At 70.9% G+C, this 24,654-nt stretch carries 22 protein-coding genes and 1 other RNA gene; 14 read left to right on the top strand and 9 right to left on the bottom strand.

From position 1 onward, the window contains the following. Nucleotides 1-166 precede the first annotated feature (166 nt). Nucleotides 167-1,228, bottom strand: coding sequence for a DUF8094 domain-containing protein (locus ACFFRH_RS07690; protein WP_512701127.1), 1,062 nt, complete (start codon nucleotides 1,226-1,228; stop codon nucleotides 167-169). 99 nt (nucleotides 1,229-1,327) lie between these two features. On the opposite strand from ACFFRH_RS07690, the gene prfB reads away from it, so the two are divergent. Then, nucleotides 1,328-2,446 carry a peptide chain release factor 2 gene (prfB, locus tag ACFFRH_RS07695; RefSeq protein WP_344745237.1) on the top strand — a complete coding sequence of 373 codons (1,119 nt, stop codon included), beginning with the start codon at nucleotides 1,328-1,330 and terminating at the stop codon, nucleotides 2,444-2,446. A gap of 80 nt (nucleotides 2,447-2,526) precedes the next feature. On the opposite strand, the gene ACFFRH_RS07700 is transcribed toward prfB, so the two are convergent. Beyond that, nucleotides 2,527-2,718 carry a hypothetical protein gene (locus ACFFRH_RS07700; RefSeq protein ID WP_344745238.1) on the bottom strand — a complete coding sequence of 64 codons (192 nt, stop codon included), beginning with the start codon at nucleotides 2,716-2,718 and terminating at the stop codon, nucleotides 2,527-2,529. A gap of 236 nt (nucleotides 2,719-2,954) precedes the next feature. On the opposite strand from ACFFRH_RS07700, the gene ftsE reads away from it, so the two are divergent. From ftsE to ssrA, 5 genes are all read left to right on the top strand, one after another. Beyond that, entirely contained in the window at nucleotides 2,955-3,644 is a 690-nt protein-coding gene (gene ftsE / locus ACFFRH_RS07705) for a cell division ATP-binding protein FtsE (RefSeq protein ID WP_012888192.1), read from the top strand. 31 nt (nucleotides 3,645-3,675) lie between these two features. Beyond that, nucleotides 3,676-4,584, top strand: a complete 909-nt coding sequence (ftsX, locus tag ACFFRH_RS07710; RefSeq protein ID WP_344745239.1) for a permease-like cell division protein FtsX — start codon at nucleotides 3,676-3,678, stop codon at nucleotides 4,582-4,584. A gap of 121 nt (nucleotides 4,585-4,705) precedes the next feature. Next, nucleotides 4,706-5,173 (top strand): SsrA-binding protein SmpB, encoded by a 468-nt coding sequence (gene smpB / locus ACFFRH_RS07715; RefSeq protein ID WP_344745240.1) that lies wholly within the window; start codon nucleotides 4,706-4,708, stop codon nucleotides 5,171-5,173. Nucleotides 5,174-5,175: 2 nt separating this feature from the next. Next, nucleotides 5,176-7,062 carry a penicillin-binding transpeptidase domain-containing protein gene (locus ACFFRH_RS07720; RefSeq protein ID WP_344745241.1) on the top strand — a complete coding sequence of 629 codons (1,887 nt, stop codon included), beginning with the start codon at nucleotides 5,176-5,178 and terminating at the stop codon, nucleotides 7,060-7,062. A 318-nt stretch (nucleotides 7,063-7,380) separates the two neighbouring features. Then, nucleotides 7,381-7,765: a transfer-messenger RNA gene (gene ssrA / locus ACFFRH_RS07725) on the top strand. A gap of 162 nt (nucleotides 7,766-7,927) precedes the next feature. Here ssrA and ACFFRH_RS07730 read toward each other — a convergent pair. The 3 genes from ACFFRH_RS07730 to ACFFRH_RS07740 all read right to left on the bottom strand — a co-directional run bounded on the left by ACFFRH_RS07730 (nucleotide 7,928) and on the right by ACFFRH_RS07740 (nucleotide 8,986). Beyond that, nucleotides 7,928-8,302, bottom strand: a complete 375-nt coding sequence (locus tag ACFFRH_RS07730) for a type II toxin-antitoxin system death-on-curing family toxin (RefSeq protein WP_344745242.1) — start codon at nucleotides 8,300-8,302, stop codon at nucleotides 7,928-7,930. Further along, nucleotides 8,299-8,499, bottom strand: a complete 201-nt coding sequence (locus ACFFRH_RS07735) for an Arc family DNA-binding protein (RefSeq protein ID WP_344745243.1) — start codon at nucleotides 8,497-8,499, stop codon at nucleotides 8,299-8,301. The genes ACFFRH_RS07730 and ACFFRH_RS07735 overlap by 4 nt, the downstream gene beginning before the upstream one ends. A gap of 121 nt (nucleotides 8,500-8,620) precedes the next feature. Beyond that, nucleotides 8,621-8,986: a hypothetical protein gene (locus ACFFRH_RS07740; RefSeq protein WP_344745244.1), complete on the bottom strand. Its 366-nt coding sequence runs from the start codon at nucleotides 8,984-8,986 to the stop codon at nucleotides 8,621-8,623. Between the two features lie 310 nt (nucleotides 8,987-9,296). On the opposite strand from ACFFRH_RS07740, the gene ACFFRH_RS07745 reads away from it, so the two are divergent. Both ACFFRH_RS07745 and ACFFRH_RS07750 read left to right on the top strand, forming a co-directional pair. Next, entirely contained in the window at nucleotides 9,297-10,208 is a 912-nt protein-coding gene (locus tag ACFFRH_RS07745; RefSeq protein WP_344745245.1) for a hypothetical protein, read from the top strand. A gap of 204 nt (nucleotides 10,209-10,412) precedes the next feature. Further along, nucleotides 10,413-10,781, top strand: a complete 369-nt coding sequence (locus ACFFRH_RS07750; RefSeq protein WP_344745246.1) for a roadblock/LC7 domain-containing protein — start codon at nucleotides 10,413-10,415, stop codon at nucleotides 10,779-10,781. 168 nt (nucleotides 10,782-10,949) lie between these two features. Here the strand turns inward: ACFFRH_RS07750 and glpK are convergent, their stop codons facing one another. Next, a complete protein-coding gene (gene glpK / locus ACFFRH_RS07755; RefSeq protein ID WP_344745247.1) occupies nucleotides 10,950-12,467 on the bottom strand; it encodes a glycerol kinase GlpK in 1,518 nt (505 codons plus the stop codon). 97 nt (nucleotides 12,468-12,564) lie between these two features. Further along, on the bottom strand, nucleotides 12,565-13,395 hold the full coding sequence (locus tag ACFFRH_RS07760) for an MIP/aquaporin family protein (RefSeq protein WP_344745248.1): 831 nt from the start codon (nucleotides 13,393-13,395) through the stop codon (nucleotides 12,565-12,567). Between the two features lie 338 nt (nucleotides 13,396-13,733). Here ACFFRH_RS07760 and ACFFRH_RS07765 point away from each other — a divergent pair, with 338 nt between their 5' ends. Continuing rightward, complete coding sequence (locus tag ACFFRH_RS07765; RefSeq protein ID WP_344745249.1) at nucleotides 13,734-14,804, top strand: polysaccharide deacetylase family protein; 1,071 nt, start codon at nucleotides 13,734-13,736, stop codon at nucleotides 14,802-14,804. A gap of 220 nt (nucleotides 14,805-15,024) precedes the next feature. Here the strand turns inward: ACFFRH_RS07765 and ACFFRH_RS07770 are convergent, their stop codons facing one another. Both ACFFRH_RS07770 and ACFFRH_RS07775 read right to left on the bottom strand, forming a co-directional pair. After that, nucleotides 15,025-16,152: a S1C family serine protease gene (locus ACFFRH_RS07770; protein WP_344745250.1), complete on the bottom strand. Its 1,128-nt coding sequence runs from the start codon at nucleotides 16,150-16,152 to the stop codon at nucleotides 15,025-15,027. Nucleotides 16,153-16,171: 19 nt separating this feature from the next. Next, nucleotides 16,172-17,740 (bottom strand): AMP-binding protein, encoded by a 1,569-nt coding sequence (locus tag ACFFRH_RS07775; RefSeq protein WP_344745251.1) that lies wholly within the window; start codon nucleotides 17,738-17,740, stop codon nucleotides 16,172-16,174. Between the two features lie 134 nt (nucleotides 17,741-17,874). Between ACFFRH_RS07775 and ACFFRH_RS07780 the strand changes: the two genes are divergently transcribed. From ACFFRH_RS07780 to ACFFRH_RS07800, 5 genes are all read left to right on the top strand, one after another. Beyond that, complete coding sequence (locus tag ACFFRH_RS07780; protein ID WP_344745252.1) at nucleotides 17,875-19,140, top strand: hypothetical protein; 1,266 nt, start codon at nucleotides 17,875-17,877, stop codon at nucleotides 19,138-19,140. A gap of 165 nt (nucleotides 19,141-19,305) precedes the next feature. Beyond that, nucleotides 19,306-21,534 (top strand): acyl-CoA dehydrogenase family protein, encoded by a 2,229-nt coding sequence (locus tag ACFFRH_RS07785; RefSeq protein WP_344745253.1) that lies wholly within the window; start codon nucleotides 19,306-19,308, stop codon nucleotides 21,532-21,534. 191 nt (nucleotides 21,535-21,725) lie between these two features. Further along, nucleotides 21,726-22,496: an FkbM family methyltransferase gene (locus ACFFRH_RS07790; RefSeq protein WP_344745254.1), complete on the top strand. Its 771-nt coding sequence runs from the start codon at nucleotides 21,726-21,728 to the stop codon at nucleotides 22,494-22,496. Nucleotides 22,497-22,605: 109 nt separating this feature from the next. Next, nucleotides 22,606-24,228 carry an MmpA family trehalose lipid delivery protein gene (locus tag ACFFRH_RS07795; RefSeq protein WP_344745255.1) on the top strand — a complete coding sequence of 541 codons (1,623 nt, stop codon included), beginning with the start codon at nucleotides 22,606-22,608 and terminating at the stop codon, nucleotides 24,226-24,228. 140 nt (nucleotides 24,229-24,368) lie between these two features. Beyond that, the gene (locus ACFFRH_RS07800) at nucleotides 24,369-24,500 is read left to right on the top strand and encodes a hypothetical protein (protein WP_344745256.1); all 132 of its coding nucleotides are present in this window, start codon (nucleotides 24,369-24,371) and stop codon (nucleotides 24,498-24,500) included. Nucleotides 24,501-24,654: the final 154 nt, after the last annotated feature.

A 24,654-nucleotide genomic window follows, 5' to 3' on the forward strand; every position in this document is an offset into this window, starting at 1 on the left:
CGCCCGCCGGGCCCCGCACCCGGGGCCCGGTCGCGCGGCACGTGCCCCGGTGCGGCGGGTCCGTTCCCCGGCGGACCCGGTGTCCCGGCGCGCTCCCTCGCTCCGGCGCGGCGGGTACGGCCCGCGTGCGGGGGCGACTCGCGGGGGCGAGGGGGAGCGGCGGGGGTCAGCCCGTGGTGACCTTGGTGAGGCCGCCGAGATAGCCGATCACCTTGGCCGGACGGCCGCTGCCCTTGGGCGGGACCGTGCTCACGTACAGCTGCGTCTCCACCATGCGCAGCTCCTTGAGGATGAACCGCTCCTTCGCCAGCTTCCTGGCCTCGGGCGGGACCGGGATGTCCGACCCGCAGGGAGTGATCCTGATCGTCCGGGTCGTCGTCCTGATCAGGGAGTAGAGGACGAGCGCGCCGCCGTCGGCGGTGCGCAGCGCGTGCACCGGGTAGTCGCTCGCGGCGAAGATCGAGTCGTAGCCCAGGCAGTCGTCCGCCTTCTCGTCCTCGCGCCTCCTCGTGATCTCGTCGGCGAAGCCGGTGGTGTGCGGGCCCTCCTCGATCAGCCCCGCCGCGAACCCCCGCTCGCCCTCCTCGGCCGAGGTCGCGTGCAGCGGGGCCATCAGCCGCGGGCTGATGGCCAGCGACGCGTCCTCCTCGTCCAGCGCCGTGGCGTACCCCTCGGCGTCCGTGGCGAGCTCCGGGGGCCGGACGCCCTCGTCGAGCAGCGAGGTCGAGCTGACCCGCCAGTCCTCCCCGTCATGGCGGACCAGGGTCAGCACGGCGGTGCGGACCCGGCCCGAGGGCTCCTCGCGGTCCACGACCGCGGCGAACCAGAGCGGGCCCCGCTGGTTGCGCGGGACCAGCAGCCGGGGCGTGCCCCACGTGTAGTGGGGGAGGGCCTCCGCGGAGCCGTTGAAGGCCGCCGCGGTGAGGGCCTCCTGCCCGTCGCGGGTCTGCTCCTGCAGGAGCCTGCGGTCGGCGTCCAGGTGCGGCACCGCCGCTCCCAGCACCCCGTCGGCGCCCACGACGCCCGCCAGCGCCTTCTCCGCCTCGGCGAGCGTGACCGGGGGCGGCGTGGGGACGGACGCGGGGGAGGTGGCCGGCGTGACACCGCCGGGCGAGGGGCTCCGCTCGGGCGGGGCGTCGCCGGAACCGGAGCACGCCGCGGTCGCGGCGGTCACGGTGATCAGCGCCAGCGCGAGTGCGAGCACACCCCGTCGCCCGTGTTCGCGCACGTCCAACCTCCCGATGCTCCCCGATGCGGGCCATGCTAGCCATGGTGGGGGAGCGCGCCGTACACGATGGGGTTCGGAGGTCGCGTACCCTTTACAGACGTGGCACTCATCGATCCGGCAGAACAGATCAACGAGCTTACCGGGACGCTGAACAGCATCCAGGACGTGCTCGACCTCGGCGCGATGCGCAAGCAGATCGAGGAGCTGGAGGATCAGGCCGCCGCGCCCGACCTGTGGAACGACCAGGATCGCGCCCAGAAGGTCACCAGCAGGCTCTCCTACCTCCAGGGCGAGGTCAACAGGATCGAGTCGCTGGGGCAGCGGCTGGACGACCTCTCCATCCTGTACGAGCTGGCCGCCGACGAGGCGGACGACGACACGCGGGAGGAGGCCGACCGCGAGCTGGAGTCCCTGAAGGGCGACATCGGCGCCCTGGAGGTCCGCACCCTCCTGTCCGGCGAGTACGACGCCCGCGAGGCGGTCGTCACGATCCAGTCACAGGCGGGTGGCGTGGACGCCGCCGACTGGGCCCAGATGCTCCAGCGGATGTATCTGCGGTGGGCCGAGCGCAAGGGCTACCCGACCGACGTCTACGAGACCTCCTACGCGGAGGAGGCCGGGATCAAGTCGACGACCTTCACGGTCAAGGCCCCCTACGCCTACGGCACGCTGCGCGGCGAGCACGGCACCCACCGCCTGGTCCGCATCAGCCCGTTCGACAACCAGGGGCGCCGCCAGACCTCCTTCGCGGGCGTCGACGTGGTGCCGGTCGTGGAGACGACCGACCACATCGACATCAACGAGGACGACCTGCGCGTCGACGTCTACCGCTCCTCCGGCCCCGGCGGCCAGGGCGTCAACACGACCGACTCCGCGGTCCGCCTCACCCACCTGCCCACCGGCATCGTGGTCTCCTGCCAGAACGAGCGCTCGCAGCTGCAGAACAAGGCGACCGCGATGGCGGTCCTGCAGGCCAAGCTGCTGGAGCGCAAGCGCCAGGAGGAGAAGGCCGCGCTGAACGAGATCCGGGGCGAGTCGACCACGTCGTGGGGCACCCAGATCCGTAACTACGTGCTCCACCCGTACCAGATCGTCAAGGACCTGCGGACGGGCGCCGAGGAGGGCAACCCGAGCGCGGTGCTCGACGGCGACCTGGACGGCTTCATCGAGGCCGAGATCCGCTGGACCCGCCGTCAGGAGTCGGGCGCCGACGAGTAGGCGTCCTCGCTCACGGGCGCCTCTGAGCGCCCGTGAGGCCGTTCCCGCCCGTGAAGCCCGGGGAAGCCCCGGGAGAGCGGTCAGGTGCCGCTGAGGTGCTTCAGGGCCAGGGTGAGGAAGAAGAGCGCGATCAGCAACAGCGACACGAGCGCCGGGGTCATGCCTCCGAAGCCGTTCTGGTGCATCCGCTCGCGGTACGCGCGGCAGCGGGGGCAGCGGCCTTCGGCCACGGGGTGAGCGCACCCCGCGCAGACCAGGTCTTCACAGCTCATGACGTCCTCCCTCTTCGAGGTCAGAACCACTTTATGCGGTCGTTACCAGGCACCGAATCGTTTTGTTTCCGTTATGGACGTTCCATGCCAGTCTTCCCCCTAGACTGGGCTCCGGCCAACCGGAACGTCGATCGAGAGCAAAAGACCGGCGCCCCCCGGCCGGCGAGAGGCGGAAGTGGCCCTCTGCCACTCCTGTGACCGTCCTAACCCCTAGACTGGCATGCCGTGATGCGCCCGTGATCCATTTTGATAATGTCACCAAGGTCTACGCGAACCAGAACCGGCCCGCGCTGGACCACGTCAGCGTCGATGTCGACAAGGGCGAGTTCGTGTTCCTCGTCGGCCCTTCGGGGTCCGGGAAGTCGACCTTTCTCCGGCTGGTCCTGAAGGAGGAGCGCCCCAACTCGGGCGCGATCCACGTGGCCGGCAAGGACCTCGCCCGACTGTCCAACTTCAAGATCCCGCACCTGCGCCGCCGGATCGGATGTGTCTTCCAGGACTTCCGGCTGCTCCCGAACAAGAACGTGTACGAAAACGTCGCGTTCGCTCTGGAGGTCATCGGCAAGCCCCGGCGTTTCATCCGTAAGGTGGTCCCGGAGGTCGTCGAGCTGGTCGGCCTCGAGGGCAAGGCACACCGGATGCCCGACGAGTTGTCGGGTGGCGAGCAGCAGCGGGTCGCGATGGCCCGGGCGTTCGTCAACCGGCCGATGATCCTGCTGGCCGACGAGCCGACCGGAAACATCGACCCCGCGACGAGCATCGGCATCATGAAGGTGCTCGACCGGATCAACCGGACCGGCACCACGGTCGTCATGGCCACGCACGACGCGGCCATCGTCGACTCCATGCGCAAGCGGGTGGTGGAACTGGAGGACGGAAAGATCGTCCGTGACCAGTCGCGAGGCGTGTACGGCCAGGCGTACTGACACCAGGACCGGATAGAGCGACAGGAAGAGCATGCGGGCAAACTTCATCTTCTCCGAGGTCTGGATCGGCCTCCGCCGCAACCTCACGATGACCATCGCGGTCATCGTGACCGTGGCGATCGGCATGGCGTTGCTGGGCGTCGGTCTGATGATCAACTCCCAGATCAACAGCATGAAGGACTTCTGGGCGGACAAGGTCGAGGTCTCGGTCTTCCTGTGCAAGAAGAACGATCCCTTCCCGCAGTGCAAGGGCAGCGGCGGCGTGAACGCCCAGGAGCAGGCCGAGCTGAAGGCGACCATCGAGGGCATGTCCCAGGTCGAGGCGGTCACCGTGGAGAACGCGGCCGAGGCCTACAAGAACTTCCGGGACCAGAACGCCAACAACACCGTGCTGCTCTCGGCCATCCAGGTCGAGGACATGCCCGAGTCGCTGCGGGTCAAGCTCAAGGACCCCGAGGCGTACGGGCCGGTGATCGAGGCGGTCAAGGGCGCTCCAGGGGTCTCCAACGTGGTCAACCAGAAGGAGCTCCTGGAGAAGTTCTTCGGGCTGCTGGAGAAGCTCCGCTGGGCGGCCCTGGTGGTGGCGATCATCCTGGTCTTCGCGGCCACGCTGCTGATCGGCAACACCGTCAGGCTCTCGGCGTACAACCGCAGGCGGGAGACCGGCATCATGCGGCTGGTGGGTGCCTCCAACCTCTACATCCAGCTCCCGTTCGTGATGGAGGGCGTCATCGCCGGCCTGATCGGCGGTGTGCTGGCCGCGATGCTGCTGATCGTCAGCAAGGTCTTCCTCTTCGACGGGGTGCAGCTCTACCTCTCTCCCAACAGCCAGCTGTCCTGGGAGACGGTCGCCTCGGTGATCAGTGTCACCATGGTCTTCGGCGTGCTCATCTGTGTGCTGGCCTCCTTCGTCACCCTCCGCCGCTACCTGCGGGTGTGACGATCCCGTGCCCTCGTCCGCCGTGACCGTCCCGCGAGCGTGGCGCGTCCGCGCGCCGATCCAGGTCCCGCCCGCGCTCGCGGGCGCGGTCCATGGCTCCGGTCACCGGTAGGCTCCAGGCATGCCACGTGAGACCGGGCGTAAGGTAATCGCCCAGAACAAGCGTGCCTGGCACGACTACCACATCGAGGACACCTACGAGGCTGGTCTCGTGCTCCAGGGCACGGAGGTCAAGTCGCTGCGGCTCGGCCGTGCCTCCCTCCTCGACGGGTACGCCGTCATCAAGGACGGCGAGGCCTGGCTGATCAACGTCCACATCCCCGAATACACCATGGGGACCTGGACCAACCACGCCGCGCGCCGAACCCGCAAGCTCCTGCTCCACCGCAAGGAGATCGAGAAGCTGGTCTCCAAGACCAAGGAGGGCGGCCTCACCCTGGTGCCGCTCGCCATCTACTTCAAGGACGGCAGGGCCAAGATAGAGATCGGCCTCGCCAAGGGAAAGAAAGACTGGGACAAGCGGCAGACGCTGGCCGAGAACCAGGCCAAGCGGGAGATGGCGCGCGCGCTCAGGCACAGGAACAGGTGATCGTGAGGGGCAGGGCCCGGCGAACCGCCGCCGCCGCGCTCGCGCTGGCGGCGACGGCTCCCATGCTGTCCGCCTGCTTCGAGGAGCCCTCGGCCCACGAGGCGGTGCGCGACTTCCTGATCGGCTGGCAGACGGGCGACTACGCCGCCGCGGCCAGACGCACGGACGGCGACCGGAAGGTGGTCAGCCGGGCGCTGGAGGACGCCAAGCTCCAGCTCGACGCGGCCTCCTTCCGCTTCAAGGTCACGAGCATGCGGCGCGCGGCGGACGAGGTCGAGGCCGACTTCGACGCCGAGGTCGACCTGGGGGAGAACAACCCCCTGTGGGAGTACGAGGGCAAGCTGCCGCTCCACCTGGTCGACGGCCAGTGGAGGGTGCGCTGGTCGCCCAGCGTCCTGCACCCCCAGCTGCGCGAGGGCGAGCGGTTCGCGGTGAAGGTCACCCCCGAGGGCCGCCAGCCGATCCTCGACCGCAACCGCGACCCGCTGCAGGAGAAGGCCGTCCTGCACGTGGCGAGCGTGGTGCCGTCCAACCTGAAGGGCGGCGAGGCGGACAAGCTCTGCGAGAAGCTCTCCAAGATCACCGGTTTCCCGCAGGACCGCCTGCTGAGCCGGATCCGCTCCGCGCCGCCCAACCTCCAGGTGCCGCTGGTCACCTTCGGCCGGACGAAGTTCGGGCAGCTGCGCGGCCAGCTGGAGGCGATCCCCGGCATCACCCTGTCCGCGCAGGAGCAGGCGGTGGCCCCCGCCTCGCCCACCCAGATCGTCGGCACCGTCACCGCCGTCACCCCGGAGAGCGAGCAGCAGCTCGGCGGCCCGCAGCGGGCCGGCGACACGGTCGGCAGGGCCGGTCTGCAGAAGGCGTACCAGGAGCATCTGACCGGCTCGACCGACACGCGTGTGATCACCGTCGACCTCAAGACGCTCAAGGTGACCGAGCTCAAGAAGTGGCGGCCCGACCGCGCCACCTCGCCGGTGCAGACCACGCTCGACCGCTCCCACCAGAAGGCGGCCGACAGCGCGCTGCTGGGCGGGACCCCCGGCATGCTGGTCGCGGTCCAGGCCTCCACCGGCGACATCCTGGCGGTCTCGAGCACCGAGCAGTACAACCAGGAGAGGCACGCCCTCGCCGGGAGGTTCCCCGCCGGGACCGCTTTCTCGATCATGACCGTCGAGGGCATGCTCAGGGCGAAGATCGACCCCAAGCAGAAGCTGGCCTGCCCGGTCGACAGGTCCGTCGGGGGAGCCGCGTTCCACCAGGAGGGCGTGCCCGCCGGGAGTTCGCCGACCCTGCAGGCCAACTTCGCCACCGGCTGCGTGACCGCGCTCGCCGCGCTGGCCCGCAGGATCGACGGCTCGGAGCTGGCGGCCGACGCCGCGAAGTTCGGCATCGGGGTGCCCTGGACCCTCCCGCTGAAGTCCTTCAGCGGCTCCATGAAGGCGCTGAAGAACGACGCGGCCACGGCCAAGGCCATCACCGGGCAGAACGTCCTGGTCAGCCCGCTGTCCATGGCGCTGGTCGCGGGGGCCGTCGCCTCCGGCACCTGGCGCCCGCCGGTCCTGGTCACCGAGCCCCAGACGGCCGACCCCACGACCGACGCCAAGCCTTCCAAGGCGCCCGACCCGGTCAAGCTGGACGAAAAGACGGTCGAGACCCTCCGCGCCTTCATGCGCAGCGGGGTGACCGCGGGCTCCGCGCGGGCCGCGGCGGCCCTCGGCGACCCCGTCCACGGCATCACCGCCTCCGCCTCGCAGAACCGCAAGCCGCTCGCCTGGTTCGTCGGGTGGCAGGGGGACGTGGCGGTCGCCGTGCTGATGCAGAGCTCGGACGCCACGGCGGGAGCGGCCGTCGCCGGGCGGTTCTTCCAGGGGCTCCACGCTGGAATGTGACTCTCTGAAATATTCTTTTCACCCTGAGCAACTATAGGGTGTCTTGTTTGCGTCCTTCTAAGTGACCGGGCTCCGCTTGGGGGGTTGCGGACCCGGTCGCTGTGATGAGATCAGGGCTTCATCTCGGGGGAAGCCCTGCCGTCAGGACCGGCTCGACCCTGCCGGTCGACCCCGGGGACGCTCGCGACTCGCGGGTGTCCCCGGGGTTTCGGCGTTCGGGGCACGGCGCGCCCGGCGGGAATTCGATTCGCGTCGGCCGTGTTGTAAGGGGTATCTTCGGATAGCTCGGCCCCTCGGGGTCGCGTTGAAAACTCAACAGGGGGTGACTGGTTTCGACTTTGGCTTTGCAAGTCAGGTGAAGCGGGTCGAGGACTGCGGACATAACCTCGTTAACACTGTGACCGCGACCAACAAGTGCCAATAAGACGCACTCCGAAGTCAGCCAGGGCAACCTGGCACTCGCCGCCTAAGCAGCGAGTGACTTCTGCCGGCCCGGGAGCGCCTCCGGCCCGGATCCGGCATCGCTAGGAGGCTCAACCGATCGACCCGGCCACGGGGAAGATCGGGAAATCTTACAGTGGCTGAGCCCGTCGGCAACTTGCCTGCGTGATTGCCGGGGCTGAGAAAAGCACAGCAGGCTCCACCCGGAGAAGCCCTGTCTTGGAGTTGAAGGACGCGGGTTCGATTCCCGCCACCTCCACCCCCGTTCCGCGTCGAACCGCGCGGAACAGATCGCCGAAGGGCGGTCGGGTCGGCCCCGTGCCGTCCCGGCCGCCCTTCGTTCGTTCCCTGCGGCGGCCCCCTGCGGGGGCTCCGGCATCCGTTTCTCGGCAGGGCATGGATCGCCGGTGAATCCACCGTGGACCTACCGTTCCAGCTCGCGGAGCCGCTTGGCGATCTCGGTCACATCGTCCAGCTCTCCCGTGGTGACGGCGATCACGAGGGCTTCGGCCGCGTCCGCGTCGGTGCCGCTCAGAGTCTCGCCGTTCAGTTCCAGGAAGACGACGGCCGAGGTCCAGCCGAGCCGCTTGTTCCCGTCGACCAGGGGGCGGCCGATGATCAGGCTCTGCGTCAGCGCGGCCGCCTTGGTCCACGGGTCGGGGTAGGCGTCGTCCCCGAACACGCTGGTCTGTGGCCTGAGCACCGCCGCGTGCAACTGGCCGCCGTCCCGCAGGCCGACCGAAGGCAGGATCTCCTCGGCGATGGCCAGAACGTCGGCCTTCGTGAGGTAGACGGTCACTTGGAGAGCCTGTCCAGGAGTTCGGCGTCGCGCTTGGCGGCCTTGCGGGCGATGGCTCGCACCGCGCTGGTCCGCCTGCGCTCCAGATGCTCCTCGACGGCGATCAGGAGTTCGGTGTTGAGGCTGTTGCCGCTCTCGTCGGCGACGGCGCGCAGCCGCCGGTGGGTCTCGTCGGGAAGGCGGGGGCGAAGGTCCATGACCCGATGGTGCCCAGAAGTGGTATCAAAAAGTGGTGTCACCCTCGACGGTCCCGCTGTCGGGTGAACTCGCCTTCTCGCCGTGATGCCGCCTCGTGGTTCTCGCGCGTCCGGACGGTGCCTAGATGGTGAGCTCGTTCTCGATGCGCCTGAGGTGGTGGCGGGCGAGGGCCAGGTTGGAGCGGTCGCGGTCGAGCACCAGATAGAGGAAGGTGTGGCTGCTGCTGTCGGACAGGAGCCTGATGATGTGATACTGCCTGGCCAGCGTGATGAGCATGTCCTCGACGGAGTCGTTGATGTTCAGCGCGGACAGGGTCCGGACCTTGGCCCGGACGACCTCGGTGTTGCCCGCGGCGGCCACCTCCAGATCGAGGTCGCGGCTTCCGCCGATCGTGCCGAGGCACATGCCGCTTTCGTAGTCGACCAGCGCCGCGCCGACCGCGCCGTCGATCGTCATGGCTTCCTTGAGGGCGGTTTCGATGTTCATGAGCTTCTTTCCCAGGGGGTCACACGCACCCCGGCGCCTCGCCGAGTGGATCAGGCGAATCTATCGGACGCGCGGATGAGGCAGGTTGTGGCTACAGATACGTAAAGTACACTTCTCTACTACCGTTAGTGAAGTGCAATATGGTGTAGTGGCGGATGATCGGCTCATTCGGGGACATATTTCGCGCTTCGGTCCGTGGTCGGGGCGTGGGCAGAACTAGAGGTGACCTTGTGCCGTCGTCGGCCGTGATCCAGCCGATGCCGTCCAGGGGAGCGGTGGGCCGCTTCCCCTCCCGGAACGGGATGACGGCGTGACCGCCGGGGAGCCGGAGGCCCTGGGCGAGATCGGGAGGTTCCTGCTCCGGTTCTCCCGCGAGGGGTTCTCCGGCGTGCTCCGCGTCGAGGGAGGTCCGGGAGGGGCGCTGTGGGTCAGAGACGGCCTCGTGATGGCCGCCACGACCCCGGCCGCCCCCGGCCCGGAGTCGTTGCTGCTGCGGTCGGGCCGGGTGTCGGAGAAGGACTGGACCGACGCGTACGCGACCGGTGCCCCCGCAGGCCGGCTCGCCGCCGAGCTCGCCGGACGAGGGGTCATCGGCGAGGCGGCCCTGGAGGCGGTGTGCCTGGCCGCGCTCTTCGACGCGGTGTTCGCCATCGTCCTCTCCGGTGTCGAGTCGTGCGCCGCCGAGCCAGCGGGACCCGGTGACCGGCTGCCGCTGCTGCCGGTCCTGCCGGGCATCGGGCACGATCGGCTGGCGCGGGAGACCGCGCGCCGCATGGAGCACGCGGAACGCTGGCGGCGGCTCGGCCTGTCCATGCGCGTCAGGCCGGTGCCCCCGGTGGTTCCCGCTCCCACGTTGCTCGGCGCCGACCGCATCCGCCGCGCCGTCCTGGAACGGGCGACCGGCCGCCGGACGCCGCGCGACATCGCCTTCGTCCTGGGCAAGGGCCTGTTCGCGGTGATGAGCGAGATCGCCAGGATGCTCGAGGAGAAGGTGCTCGACCTCGGGGAGACCGCCTCCGCGGCGGGAGGTGCTCCCGTTCCCGCGCCCGAGGAGGACGCGGGCGAGAGCGCGGCCGCCCGCCTGCCGCGCCGCCGCCCGGGGACCAGCAAGATCAACGAGGTGCTGGCCCCCACCGGGGGAGGGCAGGTCCTCGCCCGGCCCCTTCTCGCCCTGCGCTCCCTGCCGCAGGAGGCGGAAGAGGCCGGTCCCGCCGGTGAATGACGGCCCCGGCGGATCCGAGGGCCTCGCCGCGCGTTCGCCGGGCACTCTTCCGCGCCCGCCCGCCGGGGCCATCGGGCTTTCGCGGGATTCGCTCGGACTTGCGTCAGGTTCGGGCGGACTTCCGAAAGACCCGTCAGGCGGCATCGTGCCGCGCTTTTGCCTCCCCGGGGTCGAAACCCGGGGTCTGCACGCTGGAGGTATCCGATGACCAAGCAAGCGGTGCTCGCCGAGCTGAAGATCCTGCGCGATCAGGTGACCGGTGTGCTGGAGACGGCCGTCGCGTCCGTGGACGGACTCCTCGTCGCGGCCGACAGCGAGGGGGCGAGGCCCGAGGTGCTGGCGGCGCTGGCCGCCGCCACGCTGGGCCTGGGCAAGCGCACGGGCTACGAGGTGGGCATGGGAGAGCTCCGTGAGGTGGTGACCCGCTGCCGCAGCGGGTACATCGTCGTCTACGCCGTCCGCCAGGAGGCGCTGCTCGTCGTGCTCGCCGACGAGGGGCTGGACGTCTCCCGGCTGCACGTGGAGTCCCGGCCCACGGTCGAGCGGCTGGGCGCGCTGCTCGCCGGTGCCTGACCGGGACTCCGCCGGTGACCCGGGCCGGTGATCCGAGTCGGTGACCTGAACCGGTGGCCCGGCCGGTGACCGCAACCGGTGGCCCGAGCCGGTGACCCAGGCCGGTGACCTGAACCGGTGACCCAGGCCGGTGACCGTGAACCGGTGCCCCGGGCCGGGCCCGGTCGTTCAGGACACGTCGACCCAGTCGAGGGTCCGTTCGACCGCCTTCTTCCAGCCCGCGTAGCCGGTGCCCCGCTGCTCGTCCGACCACCGGGGCTCCCAGCGGCGGCCCTCCTGCCAGTTCTGCTTGAGCTCGTCGGTCGACTTCCAGAAGCCGACGGCGAGCCCCGCCGCGTACGCGGCTCCCAGGGCGGTCGTCTCGGCCACGACGGGCCGGGAGACGGGCACGCCGAGTACGTCGGCCTGGATCTGCATGCACAGGTCGTTGGCGGTGACGCCGCCGTCGACGCGCAGCACGTCGAGGGCGACGCCGGAGTCCTGCCGCATCGCCTCGACCACGTCGCGGCTCTGGTAGCAGATGGACTCCAGGGTGGCCCGCGCGAGGTGGGCGTTGTTGTTGAAGCGCGACAGGCCGACGATGGCGCCCCGGGCGTCGGACCGCCAGTACGGGGCGAAGAGGCCGGAGAAGGCGGGGACGAAGTAGACGCCGCCGTTGTCCTCGACCTGCCGGGCGAGCGCCTCGCTCTGCGCCGCCCCCGAGATGATGCCGAGCTGGTCGCGCAGCCACTGCACGGCGGAGCCGGTCACCGCGATGGAGCCCTCCAGCGCGTACACCGGCGGCTCCTCGCCGAAGCGGTAGCAGACGGTGGTGAGCAGGCCGTGCTGGGAGCGTACGAGCTCGGTGCCGGTGTTGAGCAGCAGGAAGTTTCCGGTGCCGTAGGTGTTCTTGGCCTCGCCGACGCCGAAGCAGACCTGCCCGACGGTGGCGGCCTGCTGGTCGCCGAGGTCGCCGGAGAGCGGGACCTCCCCTCTCAGCGGGCCGTTCGCCCGGGTGGTGCCGTACAGGCCGGGGTGGGAGGAGGGGGCGATGGCCGGCAGCATCCGGCGGGGGATGCCGAAGAACGACAGCAGCTCGTCGTCCCAGTCGAGGGTCTCCAGGTCCATCAGCATCGTGCGGCTGGCGTTGGTCGGGTCGGTGACGTGCACGCCGCCGTCGGTGCCGCCGGTCAGGTTCCACAGCAGCCACGTGTCGGTGTTGCCGAAGATCGCCTCTCCCGCCTCGGCCGCCTCGCGCACCCCGTCGACGTTCTCCAGGATCCACTGGATCTTGCCGCCGGAGAAGTACGTCGCCGGGGGCAGGCCCGCCTTGCGGCGGATGACGTCGCCCCTGCCGTCGCGGTCCAGGGCGGAGGCGATCCGGTCGGTGCGGGTGTCCTGCCAGACGATCGCGTTGTGGTACGGGCGACCGGTCCTGCGGTTCCAGACCACCGCGGTCTCGCGCTGGTTGGTGACGCCGAGCGCGGCCAGGTCGGAGGCGGTGAGGCCCGCCCTGTTCATCGCGGTCTCGATCGCCGCCCTCGTGCGCTCCCAGATCTCCGTCGGGTTGTGCTCGACCCACCCGGCCCGGGGCAGGATCTGCTCGTGTTCGAGCTGGTGGCGGCCTATCTCGTTGCCACCGTGATCGAAGATCATGAATCGGGTGCTCGTCGTTCCCTGGTCGATCGCTCCGACGAAGTCAGGCATGGATGGTGCCTCCTCTGTGAGACTCTCCGGGAGATCTGCCGCTCTCCCCGTAACGGTTCCCGGCCCCGTCCGAACGAGGGCCGTCGCCCGTCCCCGTTCAGGCGGGGGCGGCCCCCTCGTCGGACGGCACCCGCCCCACCTCGGGCTCGGCGCCCTCGGGGGGAAGGAACCTGGCGATCAGGACCTGGTACAGGAACGCCCCGATCAGACCCCCGATCACGGGCGCCACGATCGGCACCCAGAAGTAGAGCCGGCCGTACTGATCCTGCCAGGCGGTCTCGTACCCGGTGAGGTACGAGGCGAGTCGCGGCCCGAAGTCGCGGGCGGGGTTGATGGCGTACCCGGCGTTGGTGCCCCAGGCCATCCCGATGGCCACCACGATCAGGCCGATCACGAAGGGGGCCAGGTTGGCCAGGGGGGCCGAGTTGCGCGCGTCGGAGACGGCGAGGATGAGCAGGAGCAGGATCGCGGTGCCGATCACCTGGTCGCGGAAGGCGCCCCAGGTGCCGACCGGCAGGCTCCCGTTGCCGGGCAGGGTCGAGAAGACGCCCTGGGTCTTGATCGTGAGCCCTGGGTCGGCCTTCTGCAGCACCTCGCTGTAGTTGAAGCGGACGATGAGCGCCGCCACGAACGCTCCCGCGGTCTGCGCCAGGGAGTACGGCAGGACCTTGCGCCAGGAGAACCCCTTGAAGGCGGCGAGCGCGATGGTGACGGCGGGGTTGAGGTGGGCTCCGCTGGTGCGTGCCGCGACGTAGACGCCCAGGGTCACTCCGAGCCCCCAAGCCCACGCGATGCTGTCGTGGTCGCCGATCTCGGCCGCCACGACCTGTGCCACCACCGCCACCCCGAACAGGATCAGGATCATGGTGCCCGCGAACTCGGCCGCCAGCTCGCCGACAAGCCCCCGCCCCTTCAGGCGCTCCGCCATCTTTCCCCCTCACGACGCCGCTCGGATGCCCGGACGGTAAGCGTGAATTTCATGGCAGTCAACGGTAATGTGACGAAATTATTGAATTTTGGTCAACAATCTTAGTCATCGGTAACGAGACCGAAATATGGGGTGATGCCCGCACTTGCGGTATCTCCGCCTGGTGAGAATCCCGTCACCGTCCGGCGTCTCCGGACGGGCCGGTTCCTGTCGCCTTCGAAGGGTCACGCGACGTCACCGAGAGCCGCCGAAGCGTGAACCTTTGCCGGGCGTGGAGGTCGATCCGCAGGTCAGAGGGGGATGAGAAGCGTATCGTCAGTGCGCTTTGGAGGAATTCGATGGGCCGTCTCAGAATGGGCAGGGCCGGTGTGGTCGTCGTCGCGACAGGAGCCGTGCTGGCCGGATGTGGATCGACGGGACCGGACGCGGGCGACGAGCAGCGGGCCAGGGTGGCGGCCTCGGCCAAGGCGTCGGCCGCCGCCGCCTCGCAGGCCAACCTCCTGAAGGCCAAGGTGCAGGCCGCGGCCAAGGTCAAGGCGAACGAACTCGGGCAGGTGCCCGTCCTCATGTACCACCGGGTGGTCGACAAGCCCTCGACGCAGGACGACCGCACCCCCCAGCAGTTCCGTGCCGAGCTGGAGCGGCTCGCCAAGGAGGACTACGTCGCGATCACCGCGGCCGAGTTCGTCACCGGGCGCATCGACATCCCGGCGGGCAAGCACCCCGTCGTCCTCACCTTCGACGACTCCTCGCCCTCGCAGCTCGAACTGGACGGGATGGGCATGCCCAAGCCGAACACCGCCGTCGCGATCCTCCAGGACGTCGCCAAGAGCCACCCGGGCTTCCGCGGCGTTGGAACGTTCTACGTCACGCGCGACATGTTCGGCAAGGCGACGCCGGAGGAGGGGGCGCAGATGCTCCTCTGGCTCACCGACAAGGGATTCGACATCGGCAACCACACCCGCGACCACCTCAGCCTGAGCGGCAAGCCGAAGAAGGCGGTCAACGCGGAGGTGGCGGCGGGCCACCGGCTCATCACCGGCCTGATCAAGGTGCCTCCGGTCACACTCGCCCTGCCGTACGGCAACCAGCCCGACGGCAAGGAATGGGGGCTGAAGGGCTCCTCGGGGGACGTCTCCTACGACTACGGCGGCGTGTTCCTCGCCGGTTACACCCCGGCGCTGTCCCCGTTCAACAAGAAGTTCGACCCGCTCGGCATCCCGCGCATCCGCTCGATGGACAAGAAGGGCGACTGCGCCAAGTTCTGCTCCGTGGCCTGGCTCGACTGGCTGAAGGCGAACGCCGACGAGCGCTACACCTCCGACGGCGACGTGAAGACGGTCGCCTTCCCCAAGTTCAAGGCGCCCTTCGTGGCCAAGTCCTTCGCCGACCGAGTCCTGCCCTACTGACCCGGCGCCGAACGACCCGACTGCCTGCCCTGGCCACTTGACCCGGCTGCCTGTCCTGGGTGCCTGATCCGGCTGTCTGACCCGGCTGTCTGACCCGGCACCGGCCCGGCCCCCCGCTCCCGTCGGCCGGATCGGTGCCGGGTCCTGCTGCTCCGGGGGCCATCGCGGCCCCCGAGGTGAGGGGCCGCGAGGGGGCGCCGGTGTCAGAGAGACACCGGCGTCAGCCGCCGGGGAGCTCTTCGAGGGGGACGACCACGGGGGTCGTCGAGCCGTCGGGGCGCAGGATCTCGACCTTCGCGTCCTGGCCGGGCTTGAGCTGGGCGAGGACCGACGCCAGCTCCTGGGTCGACGGGGTGGGCATGCCGTCGACCGAGACGATCAGGTCCCCGGCCTTGAGCCCCGCCCGCTCCGCGCCGCTGTTCCGCTGCACTCGTACGACGCTGACGCCCGCGGGTTGCCCGTTCATGTCGATCACGGTCCGTACGACGACGCCGAGCGCGGCCCTGCGGGTGTTGGTGACCCTGCCGTCCCTGATGATCTGCGTGGCGACGTCCTTGACGGTGTTGGCCGGGATCGCGAAGCCGATGCCCGGGGCCTGGGCGTTGCCGAGTTCGGGGTTGACGGCGGTCAGGGTCGGCACGCCGACGACCTCGCCCCTGAGGTTGACCAGGGCGCCGCCGCTGTTGCCCGGGTTGATGGGCGCGGAGGTCTGGATGGCCCCGCTGATCGTCGCGCCCGGCGAGCTCTCGCCCCCGGGCTCGGTGACCGTGCGGCCCAGCGCCGAGATGATCCCGTCGGTGACGCTGCCCGACAGGCCCAGCGGGTTTCCCATGGCCAGCACGATCTCACCGACCTTCAGCTTGGAGGAGTCGCCGAAGACGGCGGGTTTCAGCCCGGTCGGGTCGTCCACCATGATCACCGCCAGGTCGCCCAGCTCGAACGAGTTGACCAGGCTCGCCGTACGCGAGGTGCCGCCGTTGGCGAGCGTGACCTTGAAGCTCTTCCCGGCCCCGACCACGTGGGCGTTGGTGATGATGTGCCCGGCGGTGTCGTACACGATCCCCGAGCCGAGGCCGTCCGCCGTGGTGATCTGCACGATGGACGGCAGCACCTTGGCGATGGTCCGCTCGTACGCGTCCTCAAGGGCGTCCGGGACCGGGGTGGGGCCGGGCGTGCTGGGTGAGCCCCTCGGGGAGGCTCCGGCGGTGGTGCTCGCCGGTGCGCTGGGTGTGGGGGCGCCTGGCGAGCCCGCCGTCCCGGCCGTTTGCAGTTGCAGGCCCTGACCGCAGCCCGCGAGCGTCATGACGGCGGCCGCCAGCAGCGCGGCGCCTGTCGTTGATCCCCACATGTAAGGGTATTTGCCCAGCTCAGGCAGGAAGATACGTATTGCGAAGGTCGCTCCGGCTGAGCTTGCCCGTGGGGGTGCGCGGCAGCGGGTCGCGGTATTCGATCACCCGGGGGTGCTTGAGGCGGGCCAGCCGGGAGGCGCAGTGGGCCAGCAGCTCGCCGGTGAGCTCCGCGCCCGGGACGGCGCCCGCCGCGGGCTGGACCAGCGCGACGACGCGCTGGCCCCACTCCGGGTCGGGGACGCCGATCACCGCCACGTCCGCCACCGAGGGGTGTTCCTGGAGCACGGCCTCTATCTCGGCCGGGTAGACGTTGACCCCGCCGGAGATGATCAGGTCTGTGCGCCGGTCACAGAGGAACAGGTAGCCGTCCTCGTCCAGATAGCCGATGTCGCCGGGCGTGTAGAGGGCGCCGCGCATCGTGGAGGCGGTCTTGGACGGGTCGCGGTGGTACTCGAAGTGGTTGATGCCGCCGATGTAGACCATTCCGGGCTCGCCGGGCGGGAGCTCCGCACCGTCGTCGCCGAGGATCGTGAACGTGAGGCCGTCGATCGCCCGGCCGACGGTGCCCGGCCGCTCCAGCCACTCCGCGGAGGAGACCATCGTGGCCACGGCGGCCTCGGTCGAGCCGTAGTACTCCCAGAGCACGGGGCCGAGCCACTCGATCATCGCCTGTTTGGTGGCGGGAGGGCAGGGCGCGGCGCCGTGATAAAGGTGCGTTAATGACGATAAATCGTGCTTCTCCCTGATGGAGGCGGGCAGGGCGAGCAGCCGATGGAACATGGTCGGCACCATGAACGCGTTGGTCACCCGGTGCCGCTCGACCAGCGCCAGCGTCTCCCCGGCGTCGAACCGCTCGGTCACCACGAGGGTGTGCCCGAACTGCAGGGCCATCATCGCCTGCCCGTACGGCGCCGAGTGGTAGAGCTGCGAAAGGAGCAGGTGCACCCCGTCGGGCGGCAGCCCGAAATGCCGCCAGCCCTTGCGCATCAGGATCGGGTAGAGGTCCTCGGGGCTCAGCTCGATCAGCCGCCGCCGCACTCCCTTGGGCCTGCCGGTGGTCCCCGAGGTGTAGAGCATCATCGACCCGGCCCGGCGCCCCTCGGGCGGTGTGGCCGGACACCCCTCGGCGAGGTCGCCGGTCTCCACGAACCCGCCCGGCACCGCGTGCCCGTACCGGCCGGAGCTCACCACCACCCGCGCCGCGCAGTCGGTGACGATGTAGCCGATCTCCTCGGCCGTGTAGTGCCAGTTGACCGGGACGTGATAGGCGCCGATCTGGTACGTCGCCAGCATCATCGTGATCGCGTCGACCCCGTTGGGCAGGACCGTCACGACGGTGTCGCCCGGCCGGGTGCCGCGCGCCAGAAGGCCGTGCGAGACCTGGTTGACCCGCTCGTACAGCTCACCGTAGGTCGTGCCCACCGTCGCGGCCACGCTCGCGTCCCCGGCCGCCTCCTTGGTCGCGGTCGCGTCCGTGGAAAGGTCCGTGGAAGTGTCCGTGACGGTGAGCACGGTCGCGTCCGTGACGACGGCGACGCGTCCGGGATCGGCCGCCGCGATCTCGTAGAAGCCCCTCGTAGCCCTCATGGCGCGACCATACAGAACGACATTCTGTTCATGGAAGGGGAAAGACGGTTACCTGGGCTGATGCACACCTCGTGGCCGAAGCGTAATAAACGACGATGCGTCGAATCTTTCCGGGGTGACATAACCTGGCGCGTATGGCGGACGTCGGCGGCAACTCCTCCGGGCGCTCTCACGAGAGATACATCCCCTCATATGAAGCGCCCACGGCTCCCATACCCGCCATTCCCGCCGAGGACGGTTCGATCATCAGCCCCCGGGTGCCCCGGAGGTTCCCCATCGGCGACGGTGAGGAGACCGCTCTGGTCTCCAGGCCCCCTGGATCGTTCCCCCGCCCCATCCCCGCGTCCGGCGACCGGCGGGACGAGCCGGAGGCGGACGCCGGTCAGGTGCGCGAGTCGGGTGGGCTCGGGACGATCCCGGTCAGGCAGGTAGGCGGATCCGCGGGCCCCTGGCGTCCCGACAGGACCGGAATGCCCGGCCGGCCGGGCGCCAGGCCTCTGGCGGGCGCCGGTGACGGGCGCGGCGACGGGCCGGGAGCCGGTGACGGGCGCGGTGACGGACAGGGCGTCGCGGCGGGGTGGCCCGGCGCGGCGCAGCGGCCCGAGGTGTTCGGAGAGCCCGGCGGCGCGCAGGGCGGCCCGGAGGCGAAGGACGGGGCGAAGAAGTCCGGCGGCCTGCTGATGCGGATCGGCGACATCCCGATCCGGGTCGCCTACAGCCTGGGAGCCGCCGCCCTCACCGGTGTCATCGTGGTCCTGATCTTCGTGCTGTTCTCCGGTGACGAGCCCGGCGATCCGGCCGGGGTCGGCCGGGCCGTGGTGCCCACGGCGAAGCCCTCGCCGACCGTCCCGCCGATCACGCTGCCCGCGCTGCCGGGCGCGACCGCCCTGCGGGTTCTGCCGGGCAGCCCGAGCGTGGTGCTGGGCGCGGTGACCGACACCAGGTCCGCGCTGACCTACCTCAGCCTGGGCGCGCCGTGGGTGACCAAGGCCGTGCCGTCGTTCTCCGTCGGTCAGCAGGTCGGCGCGGCCCGGTTGCCGCGCACGGTCATCGCCTCGGGGCCGCTTCCCGGCACCACCCCGGCCAAGGCCCTCAAGAGCGACGCCGACTACCGCAGGGCGGCGCTGAACGCGGTGAGGTGGACGATCCGCAACCACCACCCCGCGGGAGGCAAGGTCGCCTGGACCGCCTCGCAGCGGCCCGCCGGGGGCAAGGGGTGGATGCTCGGTTACCGGGTCACCTACGAGGTCAAGGGTGAGAAGCACACCTCCCAGGCCGCGCTCGCGGTGATCGACGTCGGCCGCCGCAAGCCCTCCATACTCTTCGTGACCGTGCCCGACACGCGCAAGCGGCTCTGGGCCGACATCGCTCCCCTGATGGCGAGCGTCCGCGCCCTCTGAGGGCTTCCTGCCGACGTCTTCCGGCGTGCGCCCGCCCGCCTGCCGTCCGCGGCCCGGGGCGGCCTCCCCGCTGATGAGCGTTCGCGGCTGATGAGCGTTCGCGCGTTGTGATGGAAGTACCTTCTAGAATATGGTTCTGGCATTGAATCCTGTCTGGAGGCTGTCATGGCGATCGGGTTGAGCGAGGAGCACGAGGCGCTCCGGGAGTCGGTGACCAGGTGGGCGGAGCGCAACGTTTCGTCCGAGGTCGTGCGCGCCGCCGTCGCGGCCGAGGGGGAGGAGCGCCCCGGTTTCTGGGCGGCGCTCGCCGGCCAGGGGCTGCTCGGCCTGCACGTCCCCGAGGAGCACGGCGGCAGCGGCTACGGCCTGCTGGAGACCGCCGTCGCCGTCGAGGCCCTCGGCGAGCGCGTCGCTCCCGGCCCGTACGTTCCCACGGTGCTCGCCAGCGCCGTGATCCTCGCCTCCGACGGCAAGACCCACGCCGAGCTGCTGCCCGGCCTCGCGGACGGCACGCTGACCGGCGCGGTCGCGCTGGGCGCCTCGGTCACCGGCAGCCGGGGCGAGGACGGCACCCTGACGATCGGCGGCGTCGCCGACCTGGTCCTGGGCGGCGCGTCGGCCGACATCCTGGTGCTCCCGGTGAGTACCGACCGCGGCGAGGAGTGGGTCGCGGTGGACGCCTCCGCGGCGACCGTCACCCCGGTCAAGGCGCTCGACCTCACCCGGGGGGTGGCCAAGGTCGAGCTGGACGCGGTCACCGTACCGGCCGGACGGGTCCTCGACGGGCTGCAGGGGCCCGAGGTCCTCAACCTGGCCGCGATCCTGCTCGGCGCGGAGGCCGCGGGCGTCGCGTCGTGGTGCGTGACCGCCGCCGCCGGATACGCCAAGGTCCGCGTGCAGTTCGGCCGCCCGATCGGGCAGTTCCAGGGCGTCAAGCACAAGGCCTCCCGGATGCTCGTCGCCCTGGAGCAGGCCCGCGCGACCGTGTGGGACGCCGCCCGCGCCACGGACGGGACCGGCACCGACACCGAGGTCTCGGCCGACGAGGTGGCGTACGCCGCCGCGATCGCGGGCGTGGTCGCCCCCGACGCGGCCGTGCTCTGCGCCAAGGACGCCATCCAGATCTTCGGCGGCATCGGCTACACCTACGAGCACGACGCCCACCTGTACTACCGCCGCGCGCTCACCCTGCGCGCCCTGCTCGGTTCCTCGGGGGAGTGGGCCGAGTCGGTCGCGGAGCTCGCCCTGAACGGCGTGAGCCGGGAGCTGGAGATCGAGCTGCCCGAGGAGGCCGCCGAGCTGCGAGAGGGCATCCGGGCCGAGATCGCCGGGTTCGCCGCGCTGGAGGGCAAGGAGCAGAAGCGGGCGCTGGCGAGCGCCGGATACGTCATGCCGCACCTGTCCAGGCCCTGGGGCCGCGACGCCAAGCCGCTGGAGCAGGTCCTCATCTTCCAGGAGCTCAAGGCCGCCAAGGTCAAGCTGCCTCAGATGATCATCGGTGCCTGGGTGGTGCCCTCGCTCGTCTCGTACGGCACGCCCGAGCAGCAGGAGCGCTTCCTGCCGTCCACGCTGAGCGGCGAGATGATCTGGTGCCAGCTCTTCTCGGAGCCCGGGGCGGGCTCCGACCTGGCGAACGTGCAGATGAAGGCCGAGAAGGTCGAGGGCGGCTGGCGGCTCAACGGCCAGAAGATCTGGACCTCCGTGGCGCACTTCGCCGAGTGGGGCATCTGCATCGCCCGCAACTCCTCCGAGGGGTCCAAGCACGAGGGCATCACCTACTTCCTGGTCGACATGAAGGGCGCGGGCGTCACGGTCAGGCCGCTCACCGAGATGACCGGGGAGAACCTGTTCAACGAGGTCTTCCTCGACGACGTGTTCGTCCCGGACGACCTGGTCGTCGGCGAGGTGGGCCAGGGCTGGAAGGTCGCGAGGAACACGCTGTCCAACGAGCGGGTCTCGCTCTCGTCGGGTTCCGGCGGCACCGGCTCGTCCGTCCCCGACCTGCTCGGCCTGGCCGGGCGCCTCGGCAGGGAGCTCACCCCCGCCGAACGCCAGGAGCTGGCGCGCGTCGTCTGCGAGGGCCACTCGATCGCCGCGCTCGGCCTGCGGGTGACCCTGAAGCAGCTGACCGGCCTGGAGCCCGGCGCCGACGCCTCGGTCCGCAAGCTCCTGTCCACCTCGCACGCCCAGCACGTCTCGGAGTGCGCGGTCTCGCTGCTCGGTTCCTCGGCCGTCATCGCCGCCGACATGAAGCTCGGCGACGCGGGCTACTGGAACCGCGCGGTGCTCTCCACCCGGGCCATGACGATCTACGGCGGCACCACCGAGGTGCAGCTCAACATCATCGCCGAGCGGATGCTCGGGCTGCCTCGCGACCCCGAGCCCGGCAAGTGACCCGTCGCTCCTCGTGAGGGGCCGTTCCCGCCCGCCGGCTCCCCGGCGGGTGGGCGGCCGACGGTCAGGTGACCCGGCTTCCCTTCCGAGGTGCGTTCCCGCCCGCCCGTGATCCCGCGGGCGGGCACCACCGGTCAGGACCCGTTACGTCCGTACGTGGATGGTTTTGACCCTTCGGTTAGGCTTCGCGCATGTCGATGCGGTTCCGGCCCGGTGTGGTCGTCCGGAGCGCCGTCGCCGGTGCGATCCCGTTGCGCTGGTTCGGCGCCGTGATCCGCCGGGTCTACCCCCGGCTGGACGCCGAGCTGGCCCGCGCCGAGGAGTTCGCGCCGCGCGGCGGCACCGCCGTCGACGTGGGCGTCTGGTACGGGCCGTGGACCGAGAAACTGCGGCGGCTCGGCTGCGACGTCGTCTCCATCGAGGCGAACCCCCGCCTGGCCGCCATGCTCGCGCGGACCTTTCCCGACGTCCGGGTGATCGCGGCGGGCGCCTCGGACCGCTCGGGAACGGCGCGGCTGTGGATCCCCGGCGGCGGGCGGGGAGCCGAGGCCACGGCCTCGCTCGTCCACGGGGAGGGCGACGGTGTCCCGGTGGACGTCCCGACCGTCACCATCGACGAGCTGGAGCTGAAGGACGTCAGGTTCATCAAGGTCGACGTGGAGGGCCACGAGCTCGCCGCCCTGCGCGGCGCCGAGCGGACCGTCCACCGGGACCGGCCCGTCCTGCTCGTCGAGCTGGAGACCCGGCACCAGGACATCGGGCTCGTCGTCGACCAGCTCGCCGAGTGGGGCTACACCGGTTCCGTGCTCACCGGCGGAACCTGGGTCCCGCTGGACGGCTTCGACCTCGCCGCCCACCAGGCGGCGGCGGTCGGCGAGGTGGAGCGGAGCTTCATCTCCCGCCTTCTCAAGCCCGGCGGCGAGTACGTGAACATGGTGCTGTTCCGTCCCGCAGCCCGCTAGTGCGCGCCCTCACCCCGCGCCCCCCGGCCCGGCGGGCGAGGCCCCGCCCCGCCCGCCGGGCCGGGGGGCGGCCGGTGTGAGCCGCCTCGGCCGCGTGAGGCGGTGGGCCGTGCGCCTGTCTCCCGCCCTGGTGGGCCTGGTCCTCGGGGCGCTCGCGCTCTGGCCCGCGCTCGGTCCCGGTTTCGTGCTCCGCTACGACATGGTGTTCGTGCCCGACCCGCCGATCCCGCCGATCCCGCCGATCCCGCCGATTCCACCGGACGGCGGCGGCTTCCCCCGCGCGGTGCCGAGCGACCTCGTGGTGGCCCTGCTCTCGTCGGTCCTCCCCGCCCAGCTCGTGCAGAAGGCGATCCTGCTGGGGATCTTCGTGCTCGCCGCGACGGGCGCCGCGGCGCTGGTGCCCGGGGAGCGCCGGGTCGCCCGGCTCGCCGCCGCGGCGTTCTACGCCTGGAACGTCTACCTCGCCCAGCGGCTGCTGCTCGGCCAGTGGGCGCTGCTGCTCGGGTACGCGGGCCTGCCGTGGGCGGTGCGCGCGGTCACCCGCGAGGGGGTCCGGAGGACGGCGTTCGCCCTGCTCCCCGCGGCGGTCGGCGGCTTCCAGGCGATGCTCGTCTCGGTGATGACCGTGCTGCCCGTGGCGGGCCGCCGGGCCCCGCGCGCCCTGCTGGTCGCCGCCGTGCTGAGCCTGCCGTGGCTGGTCCCGGCGCTGGGCAGCGCCGCCGTCACCGACCCCGCCGGGGTGCGGGCCTTCGCGCCCCGCGCGGACGGGCCGCTGGGCACCCTTGGCAGCCTGCTCACCCTCGGCGGCGTGTGGAACTCGGGAGCCGCCGTACCGGGACAGGAGACCTGGTGGTCGGCCCTGGTCCGGCTGGCGGTGGCCGTGGCGGCGGTGGCGGGGTACGCCCTGCTCGGCGGTGGGCGGCCGTTCGCGGGGCGCGGTCACCGCGGCCATCGCGGTCAGGACCCTGAGACGGGAGGAGACCCGGAAGAGGGACGCGGGCGGGACTCCGGTGAAGGTGACGGGGGGAACGGCAGGCGGCCCGCGTACTGGGGCGGGCTGGCGGTCGCGTCGGCGGCGGGGCTCGCGGTGGGGTGCGCCGGAGCGTTCCTGCCGGAGGTGGTGGAGGCGATGGTCGGGCTGTGGCCCGGCTTCGGGCCGCTCCGCGACGGGCAGCTCTACCTCGCCCCCTTCGTCCTGCTGCAGGCGGTCGGCCTGGCCGCGGTGACCGCGCGACTGTCCCCGGCGGTCCGTCCCGGCATGCTCGTGCTGCCCCTGCTGGTGCTGCCCACCTTCGCGCTGGGGGCGTTCGGCCGGCTGGGCGCGGCCGACTACCCGCCGGACTGGTCCAGGGTGCGGGAGGTCGCGGACGCGGATCCCGCGCCGGGGGCGCTGCTGACGCTGCCGTGGGGGGCCTACCGGGCGTTCGGCTGGAACGGGGGCCGGGTGGTGCTCGACCCGGCGGTCAAGCTCTTCCGGCGGAGGGTCGTCTGGAACGACGGCCTGCCGGTCGGGCTGGGAGACGGCCGCACGCTCACCCTCGCCACCGAGGACCCGCTGGCGCGCAGGGTCGGCGCGCTCCTCGCGGGGTCAGGCCCGCTGACCGGGCCGCTCGCCGCGGAGGGGATCAGCCACGTGCTGATCCAGAGATCGAACGAGAACCTGTTCCGTGCCAGGCTCCCCGGCGCAAGGCTGGTCTTCGCTGGTCAGGACCTGCTTCTCTTCCGCCTCTGATTCGCTGAGATGCAACTATGTCGCGATTTACCAGCTGGTAACATTATTTATCACATTTTTACCGATTGACTAGCTGAAGACCTGTATCAGGTTCTACTGTCGGGCAGACCGCACGACCACGCGTTGGAGGGAGAACTCGAGTGTTGCGAGTGATTGCCGCTCTGGCGGTAGGGGCGGTGCTGGCGGTCGGAGCATCCGTGGCCGTCACGAACGTCGCGGCGCCCACCCCCGAGCCGCCCAACAGACCGCTCTACAACTACGGCACCAGGTGACGGCCCGGGGCCGCCTGCCGGCCCCGGCAGCCGCCTGAGCGCCGGTATCCCCGACGCGAGGGAAACCCGTTCCGGGTCACGTCGACGCGACAGGGCCTGGCCGCCGCATGCGCGAAATCCCCCCGGCGCCGTTCTCGCATGTCGTGCGGCGGCG

Origin of the sequence: Streptosporangium vulgare (assembly GCF_042428775.1) — a bacterium.
GTDB lineage: Bacteria > Actinomycetota > Actinomycetes > Streptosporangiales > Streptosporangiaceae > Streptosporangium > Streptosporangium vulgare.